Annotated in this window: 20 protein-coding genes; 15 read left to right on the top strand and 5 right to left on the bottom strand. The window is 34.6% G+C overall.

The window, feature by feature from the left end:
- Nucleotides 1-437 precede the first annotated feature (437 nt).
- Entirely contained in the window at nucleotides 438-1,988 is a 1,551-nt protein-coding gene (locus LY01_RS12790) for a DEAD/DEAH box helicase (RefSeq protein WP_245890732.1), read from the bottom strand.
- Nucleotides 1,989-2,133: 145 nt separating this feature from the next.
- Between LY01_RS12790 and LY01_RS12785 the strand changes: the two genes are divergently transcribed.
- Complete coding sequence (locus tag LY01_RS12785) at nucleotides 2,134-2,757, top strand: YqaA family protein (RefSeq protein ID WP_104516252.1); 624 nt, start codon at nucleotides 2,134-2,136, stop codon at nucleotides 2,755-2,757.
- 467 nt (nucleotides 2,758-3,224) lie between these two features.
- Here LY01_RS12785 and LY01_RS12780 read toward each other — a convergent pair whose 3' ends face one another.
- The 3 genes from LY01_RS12780 to LY01_RS12770 all read right to left on the bottom strand — a co-directional run bounded on the left by LY01_RS12780 (nucleotide 3,225) and on the right by LY01_RS12770 (nucleotide 5,674).
- Entirely contained in the window at nucleotides 3,225-4,112 is an 888-nt protein-coding gene (locus LY01_RS12780; RefSeq protein ID WP_104516251.1) for an OmpA/MotB family protein, read from the bottom strand.
- Nucleotides 4,113-4,220: 108 nt separating this feature from the next.
- Nucleotides 4,221-5,231 (bottom strand): glycosyltransferase family 2 protein, encoded by a 1,011-nt coding sequence (locus LY01_RS12775; RefSeq protein ID WP_104516250.1) that lies wholly within the window; start codon nucleotides 5,229-5,231, stop codon nucleotides 4,221-4,223.
- On the bottom strand, nucleotides 5,228-5,674 hold the full coding sequence (locus tag LY01_RS12770) for a type I restriction enzyme HsdR N-terminal domain-containing protein (RefSeq protein ID WP_104516249.1): 447 nt from the start codon (nucleotides 5,672-5,674) through the stop codon (nucleotides 5,228-5,230). The genes LY01_RS12775 and LY01_RS12770 overlap by 4 nt, the downstream gene beginning before the upstream one ends.
- 33 nt (nucleotides 5,675-5,707) lie before the next feature.
- Between LY01_RS12770 and holA the strand changes: the two genes are divergently transcribed.
- From holA to LY01_RS12755, 3 genes are all read left to right on the top strand, one after another.
- Entirely contained in the window at nucleotides 5,708-6,715 is a 1,008-nt protein-coding gene (holA, locus tag LY01_RS12765) for a DNA polymerase III subunit delta (protein WP_104516248.1), read from the top strand.
- A complete protein-coding gene (gene menA / locus LY01_RS12760; protein WP_104516247.1) occupies nucleotides 6,715-7,857 on the top strand; it encodes a 1,4-dihydroxy-2-naphthoate octaprenyltransferase in 1,143 nt (380 codons plus the stop codon). Before holA ends, menA begins: the two co-directional genes overlap by 1 nt.
- Before the next feature lie 212 nt (nucleotides 7,858-8,069).
- The gene (locus LY01_RS12755; protein ID WP_104516246.1) at nucleotides 8,070-8,267 is read left to right on the top strand and encodes a hypothetical protein; all 198 of its coding nucleotides are present in this window, start codon (nucleotides 8,070-8,072) and stop codon (nucleotides 8,265-8,267) included.
- 84 nt (nucleotides 8,268-8,351) lie between these two features.
- Here LY01_RS12755 and LY01_RS12750 read toward each other — a convergent pair whose 3' ends face one another.
- On the bottom strand, nucleotides 8,352-9,290 hold the full coding sequence (locus tag LY01_RS12750; protein ID WP_104516245.1) for a hydrogen peroxide-inducible genes activator: 939 nt from the start codon (nucleotides 9,288-9,290) through the stop codon (nucleotides 8,352-8,354).
- Between the two features lie 167 nt (nucleotides 9,291-9,457).
- Here LY01_RS12750 and LY01_RS12745 point away from each other — a divergent pair, with 167 nt between their 5' ends.
- The 11 genes from LY01_RS12745 to LY01_RS12695 all read left to right on the top strand — a co-directional run bounded on the left by LY01_RS12745 (nucleotide 9,458) and on the right by LY01_RS12695 (nucleotide 19,536).
- Nucleotides 9,458-9,910 carry a cytochrome c gene (locus LY01_RS12745; protein ID WP_245890731.1) on the top strand — a complete coding sequence of 151 codons (453 nt, stop codon included), beginning with the start codon at nucleotides 9,458-9,460 and terminating at the stop codon, nucleotides 9,908-9,910.
- 66 nt (nucleotides 9,911-9,976) lie between these two features.
- Nucleotides 9,977-10,477, top strand: coding sequence for a thiol peroxidase (gene tpx, locus LY01_RS12740; RefSeq protein ID WP_104516243.1), 501 nt, complete (start codon nucleotides 9,977-9,979; stop codon nucleotides 10,475-10,477).
- The gene (locus LY01_RS12735) at nucleotides 10,478-10,855 is read left to right on the top strand and encodes a diacylglycerol kinase (protein WP_245890730.1); all 378 of its coding nucleotides are present in this window, start codon (nucleotides 10,478-10,480) and stop codon (nucleotides 10,853-10,855) included.
- Nucleotides 10,856-10,955: 100 nt separating this feature from the next.
- Entirely contained in the window at nucleotides 10,956-13,412 is a 2,457-nt protein-coding gene (locus LY01_RS12730) for a DNA translocase FtsK (RefSeq protein WP_104516242.1), read from the top strand.
- Nucleotides 13,413-13,421: 9 nt separating this feature from the next.
- Nucleotides 13,422-14,066, top strand: a complete 645-nt coding sequence (locus LY01_RS12725) for a LolA family protein (RefSeq protein WP_104516241.1) — start codon at nucleotides 13,422-13,424, stop codon at nucleotides 14,064-14,066.
- Between the two features lies 1 nt (nucleotide 14,067).
- Nucleotides 14,068-15,510, top strand: coding sequence for an LptF/LptG family permease (locus tag LY01_RS12720; protein WP_104516240.1), 1,443 nt, complete (start codon nucleotides 14,068-14,070; stop codon nucleotides 15,508-15,510).
- A 76-nt stretch (nucleotides 15,511-15,586) separates the two neighbouring features.
- On the top strand, nucleotides 15,587-16,735 hold the full coding sequence (ribB, locus tag LY01_RS12715; RefSeq protein WP_104516239.1) for a 3,4-dihydroxy-2-butanone-4-phosphate synthase: 1,149 nt from the start codon (nucleotides 15,587-15,589) through the stop codon (nucleotides 16,733-16,735).
- Between the two features lie 41 nt (nucleotides 16,736-16,776).
- Nucleotides 16,777-17,592 (top strand): N-acetylmuramic acid 6-phosphate etherase, encoded by an 816-nt coding sequence (gene murQ, locus LY01_RS12710; protein WP_104516238.1) that lies wholly within the window; start codon nucleotides 16,777-16,779, stop codon nucleotides 17,590-17,592.
- 4 nt (nucleotides 17,593-17,596) lie between these two features.
- Nucleotides 17,597-17,830 carry a DUF6095 family protein gene (locus LY01_RS12705; protein ID WP_104516237.1) on the top strand — a complete coding sequence of 78 codons (234 nt, stop codon included), beginning with the start codon at nucleotides 17,597-17,599 and terminating at the stop codon, nucleotides 17,828-17,830.
- Nucleotides 17,827-18,594: a PH domain-containing protein gene (locus LY01_RS12700; protein WP_104516236.1), complete on the top strand. Its 768-nt coding sequence runs from the start codon at nucleotides 17,827-17,829 to the stop codon at nucleotides 18,592-18,594. Before LY01_RS12705 ends, LY01_RS12700 begins: the two co-directional genes overlap by 4 nt.
- A gap of 192 nt (nucleotides 18,595-18,786) precedes the next feature.
- A complete protein-coding gene (locus tag LY01_RS12695) occupies nucleotides 18,787-19,536 on the top strand; it encodes a hypothetical protein (RefSeq protein WP_104516235.1) in 750 nt (249 codons plus the stop codon).
- Nucleotides 19,537-19,614 lie beyond the last annotated feature (78 nt).

Genomic DNA, 19,614 nt, shown 5'->3' with positions numbered 1-19,614 from the left:
CTTTTTTCATTTTACATTATGTTATACTGGTTTCATAAGGCAGTAAATTTTATAGCGAGCCTATTCTTAATGATTTGCATGCTATACACGGCAATTTTATTTATCGGCTTATTAAAAGGAGTTCCTAAAACAGAAGTAACCATTGATTTTCTACATAGAAGCTCTATAAGTTACCTTTTTGCACTACTCCTGCTTTGGGACCCTAAATCAATCAGAGAACATCCTGAAGTTGATTTACTCCGACTACGCACTTTTCGACTTCAAAAAGAAATGATCTCTAAAAGAAATAAAAGCCCTTTTCTTAAACGTCTTATGACACTTCTATTAATTTTAAATTTATTTTTCTGGCTTATATATGTGGCATAAAAAAAGGCACGATTTACATCGCACCTTTTTTTGATATGTGTTCCGCTTTCGCGAAAGCGGTATAAATACAATTATTCTGAATCAGATTCTGCTGCGGCCTCTATACCTGCAAATTCTTGCTGTATAGACATCCTAAGACGACGGTAATAGTCTTCTTCTAACCAATCCTTATAGTTGTTAGTATTATTGATAATACAGTATGCATAACGTCTAATACGATCTTTAATATCTTCTTTCAGTAATTTTGCTAAAATACGAGCGTCAAAAACGTCCTCACTATTCTCTACACACCACTGCACGTGTTGTGCGATAGACTCATCCAGTACGTCTTTAGACTTACGGTTTTCCTTGGTAATACGTTTATAGGCTCCTTTGATATCAAAGGTAAACTCTGTAGTATTAGGAAATTCTGCTTTTGTAGAATCTGGTAGAGTATAAACAAAGTTGCGTTCTATCTCTTCGTCAGACACAATGTTCTCCACATAGAAATCTGGAGATCTAAACACTTGCTGCCAGTCTACAGGCTCATTCCATAAACCAAAACGAGCAACATTGTTACCTAAATCAATGATTTGGAATTCTTTTTTATCCTTAAGAACACGAGAACCACGACCTATCATTTGATAATAAAGAGTCAGTGACTTTGTCGCTCTATTTAAAACGATACACTCTACACTAGGCTCATCAAATCCAGTAGTTAATATACTTACTGAGGTTAAAACCGCATCTGGCTTTTCTTTAAACCATCTTAGAATCTCTTTACGCTCTTCCTTAGTATTAGTATTATCTAAGTGTCTTATCTCTATTCCCGCACGTCTGAAGGTGTCCTCTACCTCAATACTGGTTCTAATACCGTTATTAAAAATAAGAGTCTTTTTACCTTTTGCTACTTCATTATACGACTGGATCAATTTATCCTGCATGGTTGTCGCAGTATAAAGTTTTTCACTTGATTTTACCGTATAATCTCCATTCATACCTATGGTAAGCCCACTTAAACCTACATCATAAGTATGCGTTACTGCTTGTGCTAGAAACCCTTTTTCTACTAGAGATGTAATGCTATTACCTACTATAAGCTCTCTATAGTTATCCTTCATAGGCAACTTAAAGTTAGAACTTAAAGGTGTCGCTGTAACACCTAGCATGAAACAGTGATCAAAGTACTTAAATAATTTTCTAAAACTATTGTAATGCGCCTCATCAATAATAACCAGACCTATGTCATCTAGTTCTAGTTTATCATCTTGAATACGGTTATTCAAGGTCTCTACCATGGCTACAAAACACTCATAATCCTTCTGGTCATCTAATTCTTTAACCTTAGAATTAATCACTTTGTTCTTTACATCAAAACCATTAAGCATTTTTGACGTTTGCTTACACAGCTCAATACGGTGTGTAAGGATAACCACTTTCTTACCTTTTTCTCTGATGTACCTGCGTACAATTTCAGAAAAGACCACTGTTTTTCCTCCACCTGTAGGCAACTGATATAGAAGGTTATAATCGTCTTTTTGATTGTTTATACGATCAAAAATCGCTTCCAGATCGCGTTCTTGATAATCGTATAAAGATTTAATCTTACTTTCTTTTTTCATCGTCATTACTCTGGATTTCATTTTTGAGATTTGCAAAAATACTGCTTTTTTAAGGTTATTATCCTTTGTTTACTGTTAAGAATCTTAGATAATTTTAATTGATAAGATTTTAACGTGATAAAATAGGTTTTAGTAGTAATTTTGTCTTACCAAAACAAACAGATAAGTGGAACATTCAACGACTAAGAAAAAACCATGGTTTCAACCAGATCGCGCTCATAAATACTATAAGCTTACCGGCTTCTATAAATTTGTGGTCGATAGTATCAAGAAATCCATGCCACCTGTTTTAGTCGTGGTTGCTATTCTAGCTGTTGTTCATTTTACCGTAGATGGTGGTTTAATGGGCTTACTAGAACTTGCTGTAGAAAAGCTACCTGACTATGGTGTTTTAGGTTTTTTCTATGTATCAGAAACTGTTTTAGGATTAATCCCACCAGAATTATTTATAGCATGGGCTGGAGAGACGGCTACTCCTGTACTTAATCTATTTCTTATCGCATTGTTTTCATATCTAGGTGGTTTTACATCGTACTGGATCGGAAGAAGAGCTTTAAAAATACCTAGTTTACATAATTACCTAGAAGTAAAAATGGCCAAACAACTTGTTATGGCTAGAAAATGGGGTGGCGTTCTTATAGCTGTAGGTGCTTTATTACCACTTCCTTTTTCTATGGCTAGTCTGGTCGCTGGTATGTTACGTTATCCAGTTAAAAATTGGGCACTTGTAGGTTTGCTGCGTTTTATACGTTTTGCTCTTTATGGTGCAGCTATATTTTCTTTAGTATAGATTTAATGCGGTTCCGCTTTCGCGAAAGCGAGAAAATTATTCTGACTTTTCTTTAAAACTAATATTTAAGAAGCGTAAATCGCCTCTACAGGTTTTGTACTCACGTGCGTTAATCTCAATGAAAATCTCACGAATAGCTTCTAGATGTCATAAATCCTTAGTTAAAAGAACGTAATAAGCTTTTTACAAGTTTGGTATAATTAAGCATTATAGACTGCGTGTAAATTTATGTATTTGACTTTTGAGAAATTTAGTGATTTTAAACAATACCATTACACTCTTTATTCTCGCATACATTTCAACCCCATTAAGGTTTTAACAGCATTTCCTATAGTAGTTAGTTATAAACTGCCATTGAGAATTATTTTGGAAATTTGCTCTATGTGTTATAGGTTAGAAAATTCTTAAACAAAAAAAGCACCTACTTGCGTAGGTGCTTTCTATTCATCTAGAAGAATAAGAACTAATTAGTTCTTGTTCATTTCAGTTTCTTTCTTTGCATTTTCTTTTGCTTCTTCCATTCCTTTTTCTACCATATCAAAGAATTGGTCTAACTTAGGAAGAACAACGATTCTAGTACGTCTATTCTTAGAACGTCCCTCTGCAGTGTCGTTACTGGCAACTGGAATGTAGTAAGATCTACCTGCTGCAGTCATGCGCTCTGGCGCTACACTAAACTCCTCTTGCAATACTCTAGTTACGGCAGTTGCTCTAGCTGTACTTAACGCCCAGTTATCAGAAAATTTTGCAGACGATATAGGCTGGTTATCTGTATGACCTTCTACCATGATGTCTATTTCTGGCTTATCGTTAACTACTTTTGCAACCTTACCTAAAACCACTTTTGCATTGTTATTAATTCTATCGCTACCACTAGAGAACAATAATTTATCAGAAATAGAGATGTAAACCACACCTTTTTCTACATTAACATTAATATCCTCATCTTGTAGATTACCTAGAGAGCTCTTTAAACTAGTAACTAGCGCAAGTGTTACACTATCTTTCTTTGTAATGGCATCGTTTAAAGATTTGATTTGTAGATCTTTTTCTCTGATACTCTCTAAAGAACGTTCTAAATTACGACTACCTTGTGTTGATAACGTTACTAACTCACCTTGGTTATTTAAAAGTGCGCTATTAGAATTCTTTAAATTAGCTATCTGGTCTTTAAGTGCTTCTAGTCTAGCTTGTGATGCTTTTTCATCAGATAGACATGCATTTAATTTTACTGTAGCGGTATCTAATAGTTCTTTAGTTTCTTGCTGTTTTGCGAGTGCTGCCTCAAGATCTTTTTTAGATGCACATGACACTAAAAGTCCACCTGCAAGCAACATTAAAAATATTTTTTTCATTTTAATATGAGATTTTATGTGTTGTTTTATTAATGTTATTAATGTTAAATAACAGATCAAAATTAATGATATTCAACTGTTGTACATGATCATTAACAAGGATTTAAGTTATTTAAGGTTATTACTATACTGCTTATTACCTTTTACAAAATACTGATAAACAATACTTAATTGTGCGTTTTGAGCACTATTATTTTTTATTAATCGTTTTACTGATTTTCTCTTTCTAAACAGTGGTATTAACTTTAAGTAGAAGTAAAAATGAGCTTTGAGAACAGCCATAAAATGAGCCAATTTAAATTCTATTAGAAATTTAAAAGCAGCTATCCCATCGAGCACCATTCTAATAAACAAGGTACCAATCCAGAAACTAGAACGGTCATTTTTTATTATATTATATAAACTGTTTCTAAAATTATAAAAGGTCTTGCGTGGATTAATTGTTGCCAGCGTGCCACCACCTAAGTGATAAACTACGGAGTCTGGCTGATAACTAATTGTATAACCTGCGTGACGCAATCGCCAGCATAAATCTATCTCTTCTTGATGTGCAAAATAATCTTCGTCCAGCCCATGTACTTCATTATAAGAACTTACTCTTAAAAACAAACATGCTCCACTCGCCCAATGCAGGTTTATAGCATCATTATACTGTCCTAGATCTTTTTCTATGGTATCAAAAATGCGGCCTCTACAGTATGGGTAAGCATAACGATCTAAGAATCCACCTGCTGCGCCCGCGTATTCAAAGTAATCTTTGCGCTTATCATCTAAAATTTTAGGCTGACACGCAGCTAGACTGCTGTCTGTTTGAAACCTATTTGCAATCACGTCACACCAGCCTGCAGTTACAGCGACATCACTATTTAACAAACAGACTACCTCTTCTTGAACACTTTTCAAGGCGACGTTATATCCACCTGCATAACCGCGATTTTTATCCATCGCAATTATTTTAACTTCTGGATAGGTGGCTGTAGTCCATGGAATAGAGTTATCTGTAGAGGCATTATCTGCTAGATAGATAACGTGATCTTTACTGTGCTCTACAACGCTAGGTAAATAGGTCTTGAGCAGGTCTACCCCATTCCAATTTAATATGACTATTGCTATTTTCATAAAACGTATTCTGGTAAGTCTGCTATAAAATTATAGGTTTGATTCTCGTAATCCATAGTACAAAAATAATGTTCCAGACCGTTAGTCACCATTAAGTATTTAGCATTTAACGCCAGGTTATATCGCGCAATTTGATCAAAAACAGATTGATCTATCTTAATTTCTGGGGCTTTACACTCTACTATTAAATGTATAGAACCATCTGTGTTATAACTGATAATGTCATATCTCTTTGTAGTTCCTGCGATTATCAACTGCTTTTCTACGTTAATGAGATTATGCGGTATTCGTTTTTGCGTAAGCAGAAACAAAACAACATGTTGTCTCACCCATTCTTCTGGTGTTAGAATGATAAATTTTTTCCTGATCTGGTCAAAGATAGCACGTCCTTTTTCAGTACTTTTGACTCTGAAATTTCCAGCTGGTAGTCGCAATGGCTTCATAACGCAATATTACAAAAACCACAACAGCTCTCGATGAGTGACGCTACAAACATTCTTGCCGATTTAAAACAAAAGCGATATGCTCCTGTATACTTTTTATGCGGTAGCGAACCCTATTTTATAGATCAAGTTAGTGATTATATAGAGGACAACGTCTTAGACGAAGGTGAAAAAGGCTTTAACCAGACGGTTATTTATGGTAAAGATACTACCATGTCCGAGGTTTTAGAAAACGCAAAGCGTTTCCCGATGATGGCAGAGCATCAAGTTATTATAGTTAAAGAAGCACAACATTTAACTAAACAACTAGCACAACTAGAAAGTTACATTGAGCAACCGCAAACTACTACTATTCTCGTTTTTGCTTACAAATACAAGACACCAGACGGACGTAGCAAAATAACTAAATTGCTTAAAAAACACGCGGTTTACATGGAAAGCAAACCTCTTTATGAAAATAAAGTACCTGCTTTTGTAACTGGTCGTTTAAAAGAAATGGGATATCAAATCGATCCTAATGCGACTAGAATGTTAGTTGAATTTCTAGGAACTGATCTAGGAAAAATAAATAACGAACTTTCTAAACTCGCGATAGTACATTCTAAAGACCGACCTATCACCCCACAAGTAATCGAGGATAACATAGGTATTTCTAAGGATTATAACAATTTTGAATTGCGCAAAGCCATGGGAATGCGTGATGTGGTTAAGGTTCATAAAATCATCAACTATTTTGCAGATAACCCAAAGGATAATCCGCTGGTGCTGACTACTGCACAGTTGTATAGTTTTTTTACTCAGCTGTTGAAAGTGCACACTATTAAGGATAAGAATCCGCAAGCGGTGGCAAAGGCTGCTGGTGTGAATCCATTTTTTGTTCAAGAAATTATCACTGCTGCAAAGAATTACCCTATGAAATACTGCAGTCGCTCCATAAAACTCATCAGAGATATGGACGTAAAGTCAAAAGGTGTAGGAACACATCAAGCAAATCATCACGATTTATTGAAAGAAGTAATGGTAAATATTATGTCTAAATAATGGCTGAAACAAGTAAATTAAAAGCCTGGATAAGTGCTGCGAGATTGAGAACTTTGCCTTTGAGCATAAGTGGGATTCTTGTAGGTAGTGCTTTTGCTTATTTGAACTTATCATATTTAAAAGCTATGGGTAAATGGCTTAAAAATTCATCTAATGAAAACTCCGGTATATCAAGTTTAGCAAATGTTTTTGAATACAACTTTAATTTCAATTTTTACATTCCGATACTTGCTTTAATAACCACTTTAGGTTTCCAAGTCCTTTCTAATTTTGCTAACGATTATGGCGATGGCGTTAAAGGAACTGATAATGAAGATAGAATAGGTCCTATGCGTGCGATTCAAAGCGGTATCATTTCTCCTAAAGAGATGAAAAACGCTATGATAATAACAGCTGTTCTTACTTTAATAAGTGCCATACTCCTTATATATGTAAGTTTAGGGGTTGAAAAATTATTAATCTCTCTATTCTTTTTAGTTTTAGGTATTGCAGCTATTTGGGCAGCGATTAAATATACCGTAGGCGATAACGCTTATGGTTATCGAGGTCTAGGTGATGTGTTTGTTTTTATATTTTTCGGCCCTGTTAGTGTTATGGGTATTTATTTTCTAATTACTAAGAGTCTAGACTGGGAAATGATTTTCCCTTCTATCACAGTGGGGCTGCTAAGTGTTGCTGTTCTTAATCTCAATAACATGAGAGATATAGAGAGCGATAAGAAAGCTGGAAAAAATACAATTGTGGTGAAGATGGGACTTGCTAAGGCTAAGTTGGTTCATTATGGATTTCTAATTATTGCTTTTTTATGTGCGGTTTTTGCAACTACAAACACCTATTTTTTTCAAGTTTATTTGAAATATCAATTACACGAAACTAATAGAATAAACAGTTTAATCGGTAAAAATGCTAATCAGATTGAATATAACTGGTTCTCGATCACAAATTACAATCCAGAATTTGGGATAACTCTCATCGCTTTCTTACCACTCCTAGCCTTCATCCCATTATTCATACATTTATTTAAAGTAAAAAGAACAGAGTCTCCAGCTCTACTCGATCCTGAGTTGAAGAAAGTAGCGCTTTCTACCTTCTTTTTTGCGGTTTTATGTATTATAAGTGTTGCCGTAATTACAAGGCATTAAGAGTGAATTAACACTACTATTTTAACATTTATAACCTATTGTTTCTAATTAGAGCAGTTAAAGCGTTGATACTTATGTTAACCTTTAGTTTAAAATTTTAAACAAATTTAACATTTACTATTCACAGCATAATAGTATTAGAACGTATCTTTAACTACAATAAAAAACACCCCTATTCAACAAAACTACTTTAACTAAAAATCTTGAAAATTATGGCTAGAGCTATGTTTGAGTATACCAAAACAATACTCGAGAAAGTAAGTTTTAACCCAACCCTATTTTGCAAGGAATTACAAAAAGCAGTTGATCGTCTATTACCTTTTGAAATAGTAGAACTTGAAATCTGGATAAAACAGCTTGTATTACAAAATCCAGACTTGCAAACTTGTGTACTGATATCAAAGGAATAAACGCCTATTTATTAAAACTTAAAAAGGCTAGTTACTTCATTTAAACATGAAGTAACTAGCCTTTTTTTTATTCAATAATAAGATTTATTTACCTGATATAGGACTGACTATTTGCACGTTTTGAAAAGCAATAGCACCTTTAATAACTCCGGTTATTACATTTTGTAACGCTTCTATAATTTGCATTTTCAACTCGCTTTTATGAAAAATAAGACTTACCTCACGAGCAGGAGAAGGATCTTCAAAAAATCTAAGATTCTCCTTTTTATGCTCTGGTAAATCCATCGTGTTTAAATAAGGTAATAAAGTCATTCCTAGACCTTCGTCAGCTAGTTTTATTAAGGTTTCAAAACTACCACTCTCTAACATAAAACGCTCTCCATCTGTATCTCTAGAATTACGACATAAATTAAGAATACTATCCTTAAAACAGTGCCCGTCTTCTAATAGAAGCAAGTCATCTACATTAATCTCATCTACCTTAATTTTTGTTTTAGGCTTACCAGATAATCTAGGATCATAAGCTACAAAAGGCTCATAATATAGAACTCTTTCTTTAATAAAGTCATTTTTTAAAGGAGTAGCAGCTATTGCAGCATCGATACTTCCATCAAGTAGGCTATCTATAATACTCTCTGTAGTAAGTTCTTCTATGCGCAGTTTTACCTTAGGATATTTATTTACAAAATTAGCTAGAAACATAGGTAATAACGTAGGCATTACCGTAGGTATCACTCCTATTTTAAACTCGCCACCTATAAAACCTTTTTCTTGATCTACTATGTCTTGAATACGGTCACTTTCATTAACTATATTACGCGCCTGGTTAACGATCTTCTTACCAGTTTCTGTAAGCTCGATAGGTTTTTTACTTCTATCAAATATTTGAACATCTAGCTCATCTTCTAGCTTCTGTATTTGCATACTTAATGTAGGCTGTGTTACAAAAACCTTATCTGCCGCTTTGGTGAAATTTTGATATTGAGCAACAGCAAGAACATATTTTAACTGGGTAATCGTCATGATAGATATTTTAAACAAAAATAAGTAATGTCATTTGATAAATCTATTACGATATCAATCTATTTTATTTAGTTAAATGAGCTTTGGGGATTATCTTTATGATGGATTGTATTCCGCTTTCGCGAAAGCGAGACCAACAACAATAACCTTCTTAAATTCAAACAACTATGTTTAAAGAATTATCAAGAACCCTAGGTACCATTTGTGCACTCGTACTCGCCATGATCGTTGTGATTTTTAGCACGGCATTTATTATCTCTGGTGAAGAATCTACATATTACAAGCAAGAATCACCAGAACAGATCATAGATACAGTACCTAAAATAGCTTTAACTGAACAACAAAAAAAAGGCAAGTCGCTTTTTAAAACCAATTGTGCAGCATGTCATAAACTTTTTAAAAAAGCCGTAGGACCAGTATTATACGGTGTCACAGATCGTTATGAAAAAGAATGGCTTTACAAATGGATCAATAATAGCGCTGCACTCATAAAATCCGGAGATACACAAGCGGTTGCTTTATATAATGAATACAATCAGGCTAATATGAATTCTTTTCCTAATCTAACTAAAGAAGATATAGACGCTATTCTAGATTATATAGAATCCTCTAAGAATTAACAAGACATTCATACAGCATCGATAGGTAAATTGTAACTTTATCGTCTTAATAACTAAATAAAACACATGGCAACTATTACTATAGGAGGTAACGAGATATCTACAAGCGGTTCACTACCAGCAGTAGGATCACAAGCACCAGATTTTAAACTTAAAAAAGCAGACCTATCTGAGGCTTCTTTAAATGATTATAAAGGAAAACGAGTTGTACTTAACATTTTCCCTAGTATAGATACAGACGTTTGTGCAACATCTGTAAAAAATTTCAATAAAAGAGCTACAGAGCTAGATAATACTGCGGTTTTATGTATTTCTAGAGATACTCCTTTTGCACAAAAGCGTTTTGCAAGTGATGAAGGACTAGAGAATGTAGAGAATTTAAGCGATGTGCTAGACGGTGCATTTGGTAACGACTATGGACTTACTATGATTTCTGGACCACTTGCTGGTTTTCATTCTAGAGCAGTAGTTGTTCTTAATGAAGAAGGAAAAGTAATTTATAATGAACAAGTTCCTGAAATTGCAGACGAACCTAACTATCTTGCTGCACTTAAAACGTTATTATAATTGAGTGCATCAAAATTTATTATTGGTAGATGTAAAGCGATGGGATATGCCCTTAAAGGCGCCATCATCCTTATCAAAACAGAAGCCAGCATACAAGTACAAGCCGCAATAGCCATTATTATGACTATTGCCGGCTTTTATTTTAACATTACTGCAACCGAGTGGATTGCTCAAACCTTGTGCATAGGACTTATTATGGGACTAGAAGGTATGAACACCACTGCAGAGGCTATTGCCGACTTTATTCATCCAGATTTTCATGAGAAAATAGGTCACATTAAAGATATAGCCGCTGGTGCCGTGGTAATTACTGCCATCGCATCTAGTATTGTGGGCGGTATTATTTATATTCCTTATATCCTTGCGCTGTTTAATTAATAGCTGTTTTACGGCATAAAACACAACTGTTAACAATCAAGTTAAATGTGTTCTACTATTACCGTGCAATATTCTTATTTTTGCTCGTTCACTATCATACATGGCGCGTAAAAAAACAACATCTAAGAAAACTACTGCAAAGGCCAGTAAACCATTCCAGCTACCTAATTTAAAGCTCAATAGATTACAAGAGGTAATCGTAGGGAGCGCACTAATAGTAGTCGGTTTATTACTGCTTTTTTCTTTTATATCTTATCTATTCACTGGCGCACAAGATCAAAGTGTACTGGTAGAATTAGGCAGCCGTAGTACAGAAACTAAGAACTGGATAAGCCAGTTAGGTGCATGGCTAGGACACACCTTTGTTTATAAAGGATTTGGTATCCCTGCTTTTTCCATTTCGGTTCTAACCATGATCTCTGGAATATTTTTATTTGCAACTGGTGATAAAGTGTTCTCGCTTTCGCGAAAGCGAATTTCAAATCTATGGTTCTGGGGATTATTATTAATGCTCTGGCTATCTATCTTTTTAGGATTTTTTCACAATACAAATGCATTATTAGGTGGTAAGGTAGGTTATGAATTAAATGATTTCTTACAAGACTATTTAGGCTTATTAGGCGCTATACTTGTCATGTTCTTTATAGCGATAGTCTATGTAGTATTGAGACTTAAACTGACACCAGAGTTGATAACTGCTTATTTCTCTAAAAAAGCTACAGAGGTTAAGGAAGGTTTTGAAAACATAGAGACTACAGACGAAGAAAGCGATTGGGAAAAAGCTACTGTAGAAGGTAATCCTGCTCCGGACATAGATCAAACCACTGCCCCAGCAACAGCGACAGAAGAGCCTAAAAATACTGTAGAGCTGTCGGACGATGCTATGCAAGTTACGGTACCAGAAGAAGAAACTGTTCCAGAACCTGTTCTTAAAAAAGTTGTTGCTCCTAAAGATGAGAATGACATAGGAATGGAAATCGAGCAAACGCTAGATGAGGAAGAGGTAATCGATAATAAAGCTAATAAATTAGTAGAAGATTTTGGAGAGTTTGATCCTACTCTAGAGTTAAGCAACTTCCAGTTTCCACCACTAGATCTTTTAAAAGATTATACTAAAGGTAAAACGATAACTATTAATGAAGAAGAGTTACAAGCCAACAAAGACCGTATTGTAGAAACTCTTAAGAATTATAAAATAGGTATTGCAAAAATAAGTGCCACGGTAGGTCCTACGGTTACTCTATATGAAATAGTACCTGAGGCAGGAATACGTATTTCAAAAATTAAGAATCTAGAAGATGATATTGCGCTATCTCTTGCCGCATTAGGTATACGTATTATCGCTCCTATTCCAGGAAAAGGAACTATAGGTATTGAAGTCCCTAACCAGAATCCATCTATAGTATCGATGAGATCTGTGGTTGCGTCTCCTAAATTTCAAAATGCCGAGATGGAATTACCTATCGCATTTGGTAAAACTATTTCTAACGAGACCTTTGTAGTAGATCTTGCAAAAATGCCTCACCTACTTATGGCCGGTGCAACAGGACAAGGTAAGTCAGTAGGACTAAATGCTATTCTTACTTCACTACTCTATTCAAAACACCCTGCCGAGGTTAAATTTGTACTCGTAGATCCTAAAAAGGTAGAGCTTACTTTATTTAACAAAATAGAACGTCATTATCTAGCTAAGTTACCTGATAGTGAAGAGGCTATTATCACAGACAACTCTAAGGTAATCAATACCCTGAATAGCCTTTGTATAGAGATGGATCAACGTTATGACATTCTTAAGGATGCCATGTGCCGTAACTTAAAGGAGTATAATGCAAAGTTTAAAGCTAGAAAGTTAAATCCTGCAAATGGTCATAAATTTCTACCTTATATAGTTCTGGTAGTAGATGAATTTGCCGATTTAATCATGACGGCTGGTAAAGAGGTAGAAACCCCTATTGCGAGACTTGCACAACTAGCTCGTGCGATAGGTATTCACTTAATTATCGCAACGCAACGTCCATCTGTAAACGTGATTACAGGTATGATTAAGGCTAACTTCCCAGCACGTATCTCTTTTAGAGTGATGCAAAAAGTCGATTCTCGCACTATTCTAGATAGCGGTGGTGCAGACCAATTGATAGGTCGTGGAGACATGCTTTACACCGCTGGAAACGAATTGATACGTATACAATGTGCATTTGTTGACACACCAGAAGTAGAAAAAATTACCGATTTTATAGGTAATCAAAAAGCATATCCTGATGCGCATATTTTACCTGAATATGTAGGTGAAGATGGTGGCACGAGTATTGATAATAATATTGATGAGAGAGATGCTAAGTTTAGAGACGCAGCAGAAATAATAGTTATTGCCCAACAAGGTAGTGCCTCTTTATTACAACGTAAATTGAAACTAGGTTACAATCGTGCTGGTAGAATTATAGACCAATTAGAAGCTGCTGGTATAGTCGGTGGATTTGAAGGTAGTAAAGCTAGACAGGTTTTAATCCCAGATCTCACGTCTCTAGAAGTATTTTTAAATGAAGAACAAAACAAATAAATAAGTACAATGAAAAATTATTTCCTTTCTGTTTTTATGATTTTTGCTTTCGCGCAAGCGGTTACAGCACAAGATGCTAAGGCAGATAAATTATTAAGTGAAGTAGCCCAAAAATTCAAGTCTTACAAAAATGTAGCATTTACCTATAAAGGCAATTTTAAAAACCCTAAAACGAGCACAGACATGGATGTGCAAGGTGATGCAAAGCTAGAAGGAGAAAAGTACAATGTGAATTTTCTAGGTACTACTTACATATTTGACGGTGCAAAACAATATGCGGTAAACTCTGAAGATGAAGAAGTGACAATTTCTAAAGTAAGTAATGATGGTGACCAAATGATCACACCATCTAATATCTTAACTTTTTATGAAAAAGGTTATTCTAAAAAATGGGATATCGTACAAAATGAAGGTGGTAGAAAAATTCAATTCATAAGACTTACTCCTATAAAATCTAACTCTGAATATAAAAATGTTTTACTAGGTATAGATGCAAACACAAAGCATATTTACAAAGTCATTATTACAGAAAACTCTGGAACAGTAGCTACATTTACATTAAAGTCTTTAAAGACTAATGAACCTTTACCTAAGAATTCTTTTACCTTTGATAAAAATCAGTACAAAAACTGGTTGATTCAAGAGATGAACTAAATTGAAGATATTAGATCGATACATATTAAGCCAATACATAAAGACGTTTTTAAGCGTCTTTATTGTGTTAATGTTTATTCTTATCCTGCAAGCTATATGGTTATATATCAAAGAGCTGGCTGGTAAAGATCTCGATGTATTAACTATTGCAAAATTTTTATACTACTCTACTCCTGTTGCGGTGCCTATCGCTCTACCTTTAAGTGTGCTATTGGCAGCCATATTGGTTTTTGGTAAAATGGCAGAGAATTATGAATTTGCCGCTATGAAATCTAACGGGATTTCACTGCAACGAGCTATGCGCTCCCTAACCTTTGTTATTCTAGGTATAGGAATTACTTCTTTCTTATTTGCTAATTCTGTCATTCCATGGGGATATTTTAAACAGAGAAATCTGCGAGGTAATATTGCAAAAATGAAACCTGCCATGGCTATAGGTCAGGGAACATTTAATCAATTAGGTGATATAAATATTAAAGTGGGAGAAAAGTCCGGAGAAAACGGTGAGTTTTTAACCGACGTGATTATCCATAAAAAAAATCCAAGGAAAAACGGTAATTATACCGTTATCAAAAGTAAAAGCGGTGAGTTAAAAAGTTCTTTAAAATCTAATATCATTCAACTGGTTCTAGAAGATGGAAATTATTATGAAGACCTTTTTATAACAGAGCCTAAAAAAGCGAAAACGTCTCCATTTGTAAAAACAGAATTTAAAGAATATGCTCTAAACATAGATGTATCTAAATTAAATCAAGTCGATATAGATGATGAGTCAGTGACTGATAATCATAGAATGCTTAAAATTAATGAGCTGTATAATCGTATCGACACTTTCTCTCTTGCACTTACTAATAACTATAAAATATATAGAAGTAACCAGCATAGAACGTGGGCACCCAGTACTATGGATCGTACTGCTGCGTTAGATACCATTAGAGAAAACCCTAAAGATTTGCTTGCCAGCCTTAAAATATTTGACCAGCGTAGAGCACTAGATGTCGCGATGAGTAAAGTGCGCAGCCAGAAAGCAGCAGTTCAAAATAGAGAAGATCAAATTAAAGGTGAGAAATCTAGACTTGCAAAACATGAAATAGAAATTCACAAGAAATACGTGTTAGGTGTAGCCTGTATTATACTGTTTTTTATAGGTGCTCCACTAGGTGCAATTATAAGAAAAGGTGGTATGGGACTGCCACTAGTAGTCGCTACCTTATTCTTTTTAACCTATCATTTCATTGGTATTTTTGCAGAAAAAGCAGCTACTGAGGGCGCATTTCCTGCATGGTTAGGTGCATGGTTGAGTACATTTATTCTATTCCCTATAGGTATCTACCTTACCTACAGAGCAACGACAGACCAGGGTATCTTTAGTAATGAATTCAGCTTTAAGAAGCTGTTCTCAAAGTTTAAAAAACGCCCAAAATCGCCTCACGCTGCACCTTAATCATTATCTTTGTAAGGAAGTCTTAAATACTTAAATAATCGTATTTAAGATGTTTTTTTTAAATCAATAACTCCTTATGATTACTCAAGAAAAAGCCGCTCCTACCTTTCAATTAGACCGCATAGAAGATGCTATAGAAGATATAAAAAATGGTAAAGCCATTATAGTTGTAGATGATGAAAATCGTGAGAACGAGGGTGACTTTGTTGCCAGCGCTAGATCTGCAACACCAGAATTAGTGAATTTTATGGCCACACATGGGCGTGGATTAATTTGCGCACCTATTACCGCATCTAGATGTAAAGAACTAGATCTAGCCATGATGGTAGTAAATAATTCTGATCCTATGGAAACGGCTTTTACCGTTTCAGTAGATTTAAGAGGTCACGGTGTGACCACTGGAATAAGTGCGGGAGATAGAGCTTTAACTCTACAAGCGATTATTGATAAAGACACACAACCACACGATTTAAGTAAACCTGGACATATTTTTCCTCTTAAGGCAAAAGATGGCGGTGTTCTAAGAAGAACAGGACATACAGAGGCAGCCATTGATTTTGCAAGACTTGCTGGTCATGAACCTGCAGGGTTTATAGTAGAAATCATGAATGAAGATGGTAGCATGGCACGTCTACCACAATTAATAGAGGTTGCAAAAAAACACAACCTTAAATTAGTATCTATAGAAGATCTTGTTGCTTACAGGATGAAACATGATAGCCTTATCGTAAAGAAAGAGGACTTTATGTTAAAAACACGTTTTGGTGAGTACCGTTTACGTGCATATCAACAAACAACTAACGATCAAATTCACATAGCACTTACTCTAGGTGATTGGGAAAAAGAAGAAACCGTTCTTACACGTATGAATTCTACACAGGTAAATAATGACCTATTCTCTACCCTTACTAGCGATGCCGACAGAAAGATAGATGCAATGTTTAATCAATTAAACAAAGAAGGGAAAGGCGCGATAGTATTCATTAACCAGCAGTTTGAGCCAGAAAACATGTTAGGTAGATTAGAAGAGCTTAAAGATCTACAAGAAAACGGTGGTATTAAAGCTCCTAGACGCAATCTTGATAATAAAGATTATGGAATAGGCGCGCAAATACTTCATGATTTAGACATTACTAAAATTAAGTTGATGACTAACTCTGAGCAAAGTAAACGCATAGGAATTATAGGTTATGGATTAGAAATCATGGATACCATATCTTATTAGTTTAATTAAAATACCGCTTTCGCGAAAGCGATACCAACATCATGGCATTTAATAAAATAACAGAGCAAGATTCTCATTACAATCATCTAGAAAAGATGAGTCCTAGAGAGTTATTAAGTAGTATTAATGAACAAGATCAAACAGTAGCAATTGCTGTAGAAAAGGTAATACCACTTATTGAGTCACTCGTAATAGAAATTGTTTCTAAAATGAAAACTGGTGGCCGTCTATTTTATATAGGCGCTGGAACTAGTGGTCGTTTAGGTGTACTAGACGCTAGTGAATGTCCACCGACATTCGGTGTTTCTTATGATAAAATCATAGGTATTATTGCCGGTGGTGATACAGCAATTAGAAAAGCTGTAGAAAATGCTGAAGATGATGAAAAACAAGCATTTAAAGATCTAGAAAACTACCAAATAACTAATAAAGATGTAGTTATAGGAATAGCAGCTAGCGGCACTACACCATATGTCATAGGCGGTCTAGAAAGTTGCAATAAAATGGGAATTACCACTGGATGCATTACTTGTAATCCAGGCAGTCCATTAGATCAAGTTGCCACACATCCTATAGCAGTAATTGTGGGCCCTGAATTCATTACCGGCAGCAGCAGGATGAAAGCTGGTACAGCGCAAAAAATGATTCTTAACATGATCAGTACCAGTGTTATGATTCAACTAGGCCATATAAAAGGTAATAAAATGGTCGATATGCAGTTAAGTAATGATAAGCTAGTAGATCGAGGTACACGTATGATTATGGAAGCGACAGGTGTAAATTATGAAATTGCTAGAAAGTTATTAATCGATCATGGTAGTGTAAGAAACGCTATTGAACATCAAGGAATTTGCTAACATTATGTCGCAAACATCAACAGATAGAGAAGTCTTAGGTAAAGGAATTAAAAAGCTTGCTATAAGCGTACTTTTTCTATTTGCTGGCCCTATCCTTATATATATAGGAGCAGGGTCTGAACACCCTATTATTTTTTTAATGCCAGGAATAGCATTTGCATTACTGGCCATAGTATTTATATTTCAAGGAATCAATCTTATATTAGATTCTATGTTTAAATCAAATAAAACAAGATGATTAAAAGACACCTATTGCTAGCATTTCTCATAATTTTAACCAGCTGTAAAACAACCGAAAAAGAAAAAGAAGATAGCATTGAAGACAACACAGAAAACGTATTATTTATTGAAGGTAAAGTCTCTAATCCAGAAGGAATAAATGGTGAAATCAATATTATGGGTTATTTTGTTGAACCTATAATAGGTGGAGAAATAGCTAATAATGGTACTTTTAAAATTGAATTACCTCAGGATTTTGATGCCATCACACGTAATTCTTTTAACACCTATAACTCTTCTCCTGATGCAGAATACAACCTAGAATTCACTAGCGCATTAGATAGTTTTCCAAATGCTAGCGAGCTAGATTTTACTGGTAAAAAAGAATTAATAGCCTATGCTGGTAAGTTCTTTAGATTTGAAATAATATCACCAGAAAAAACTCATTATATATTTTCTAGTTCGAGCAAAAACTTTGTGGACTACGCAGTTGGAAAAAGTGATGCTACTCCAGAAAAAGGATATCACTATTATTACATTTATGCCAAAGGTCCTATCTCTATCATAGGTGAACAAGTTTCAGAAAATCTTTTTGAAGATAACTCTAACGAAATTTATTCTAGAATAGATTCTTATCAATTAGACATTCAGGAAGGATGGAATTTAATTAAATACGAGGTACTTTCTTTAAAGAATAGCTCAACTGGAAAAGCTGCTATTACAGAAACTGAAGTATCTACAGAAGATTTAACAAGTACTAAAATGACCTGGCAGATTGAATAGATCAAAAAAGTACCTAGAAAAACGTTAAACGCATGTTATATCGATAAAATGCATTTGTTAAATATTTGAAAAGCAGATGTTTATGAATATAATTGTTGAAAGTCGAATAAATAACACCTTAGGTCGAAAAAAACAATTATTTTAAAATCTAACTTCTGTTTTATTGTAGTTTTGTCATGTAAAACAAACATGATGAAAAAATTATTACTTTTATTTATAGCCGCATTTACTATCATTTCTTGTTCTGTAGAAGAGACTAATGAAGATAGAGCAGATCTTGTAGATGTAACAGCATTAAGCGAAGAAAGATTTATCAACTTTATGGAAGAAGACGCGTTATCTAACGGTTTAGTTCCTGAGGCAATTAATCCAGACGCATCTGTTTACCCTTATGATATCGAGTCTATTGTTGCTGTAAGTGATTTAAATAAATTATTACCTATTACTAACCCAGAATTTGGTAACTGTGTAGATCAAGATGGTATTGACCCTGCAACTGGAGAAAGCATTCTTAACCTAAAAATAGCTAAAGTACAAGATGGTATTTTAGGAGGTCCTATAAGCAGCAATAACACAAAATTTACATATACATTAGAATCAACAGATGGATGGTTTATTTACTCTGTATTTATGAACATCGATGAAGATTGTGATGATCTTCCACTAACTGCAGACGGTACTCCTAACGTATGTCGTTTTAACATTAGAAACTGTTTCGGTAGTAGAAAAACTAAAGTAACTTATACTTTTTCTGACAGTTGTATAGACGAATGCACTTGCAACTCTGTTTATGCTGTTTTATATAGACTTAATAGTAATGGTGGTATCAGCGAAAGCAAAGGTATCTGGCTAGATGGTGATCAAGTTGGTGACTCAGTAGGTACTACTAACTCTTTCTGCAAAGATGATTGCGGGACAGGAGGAATCTCTAACGATAACTAGTATTAAATTATAAAGATTCAACTCTTACATAAATTTAAAAAGCGTCCTTGAGGACGCTTTTTTTTTGTTTATAATATA

This window comes from Nonlabens xylanidelens (assembly GCF_002934445.1).
GTDB lineage: Bacteria > Bacteroidota > Bacteroidia > Flavobacteriales > Flavobacteriaceae > Nonlabens > Nonlabens xylanidelens.
Note: the sequence above shows the minus strand (reverse complement) of the source record. Positions and strands in the feature narration are given on the sequence as shown.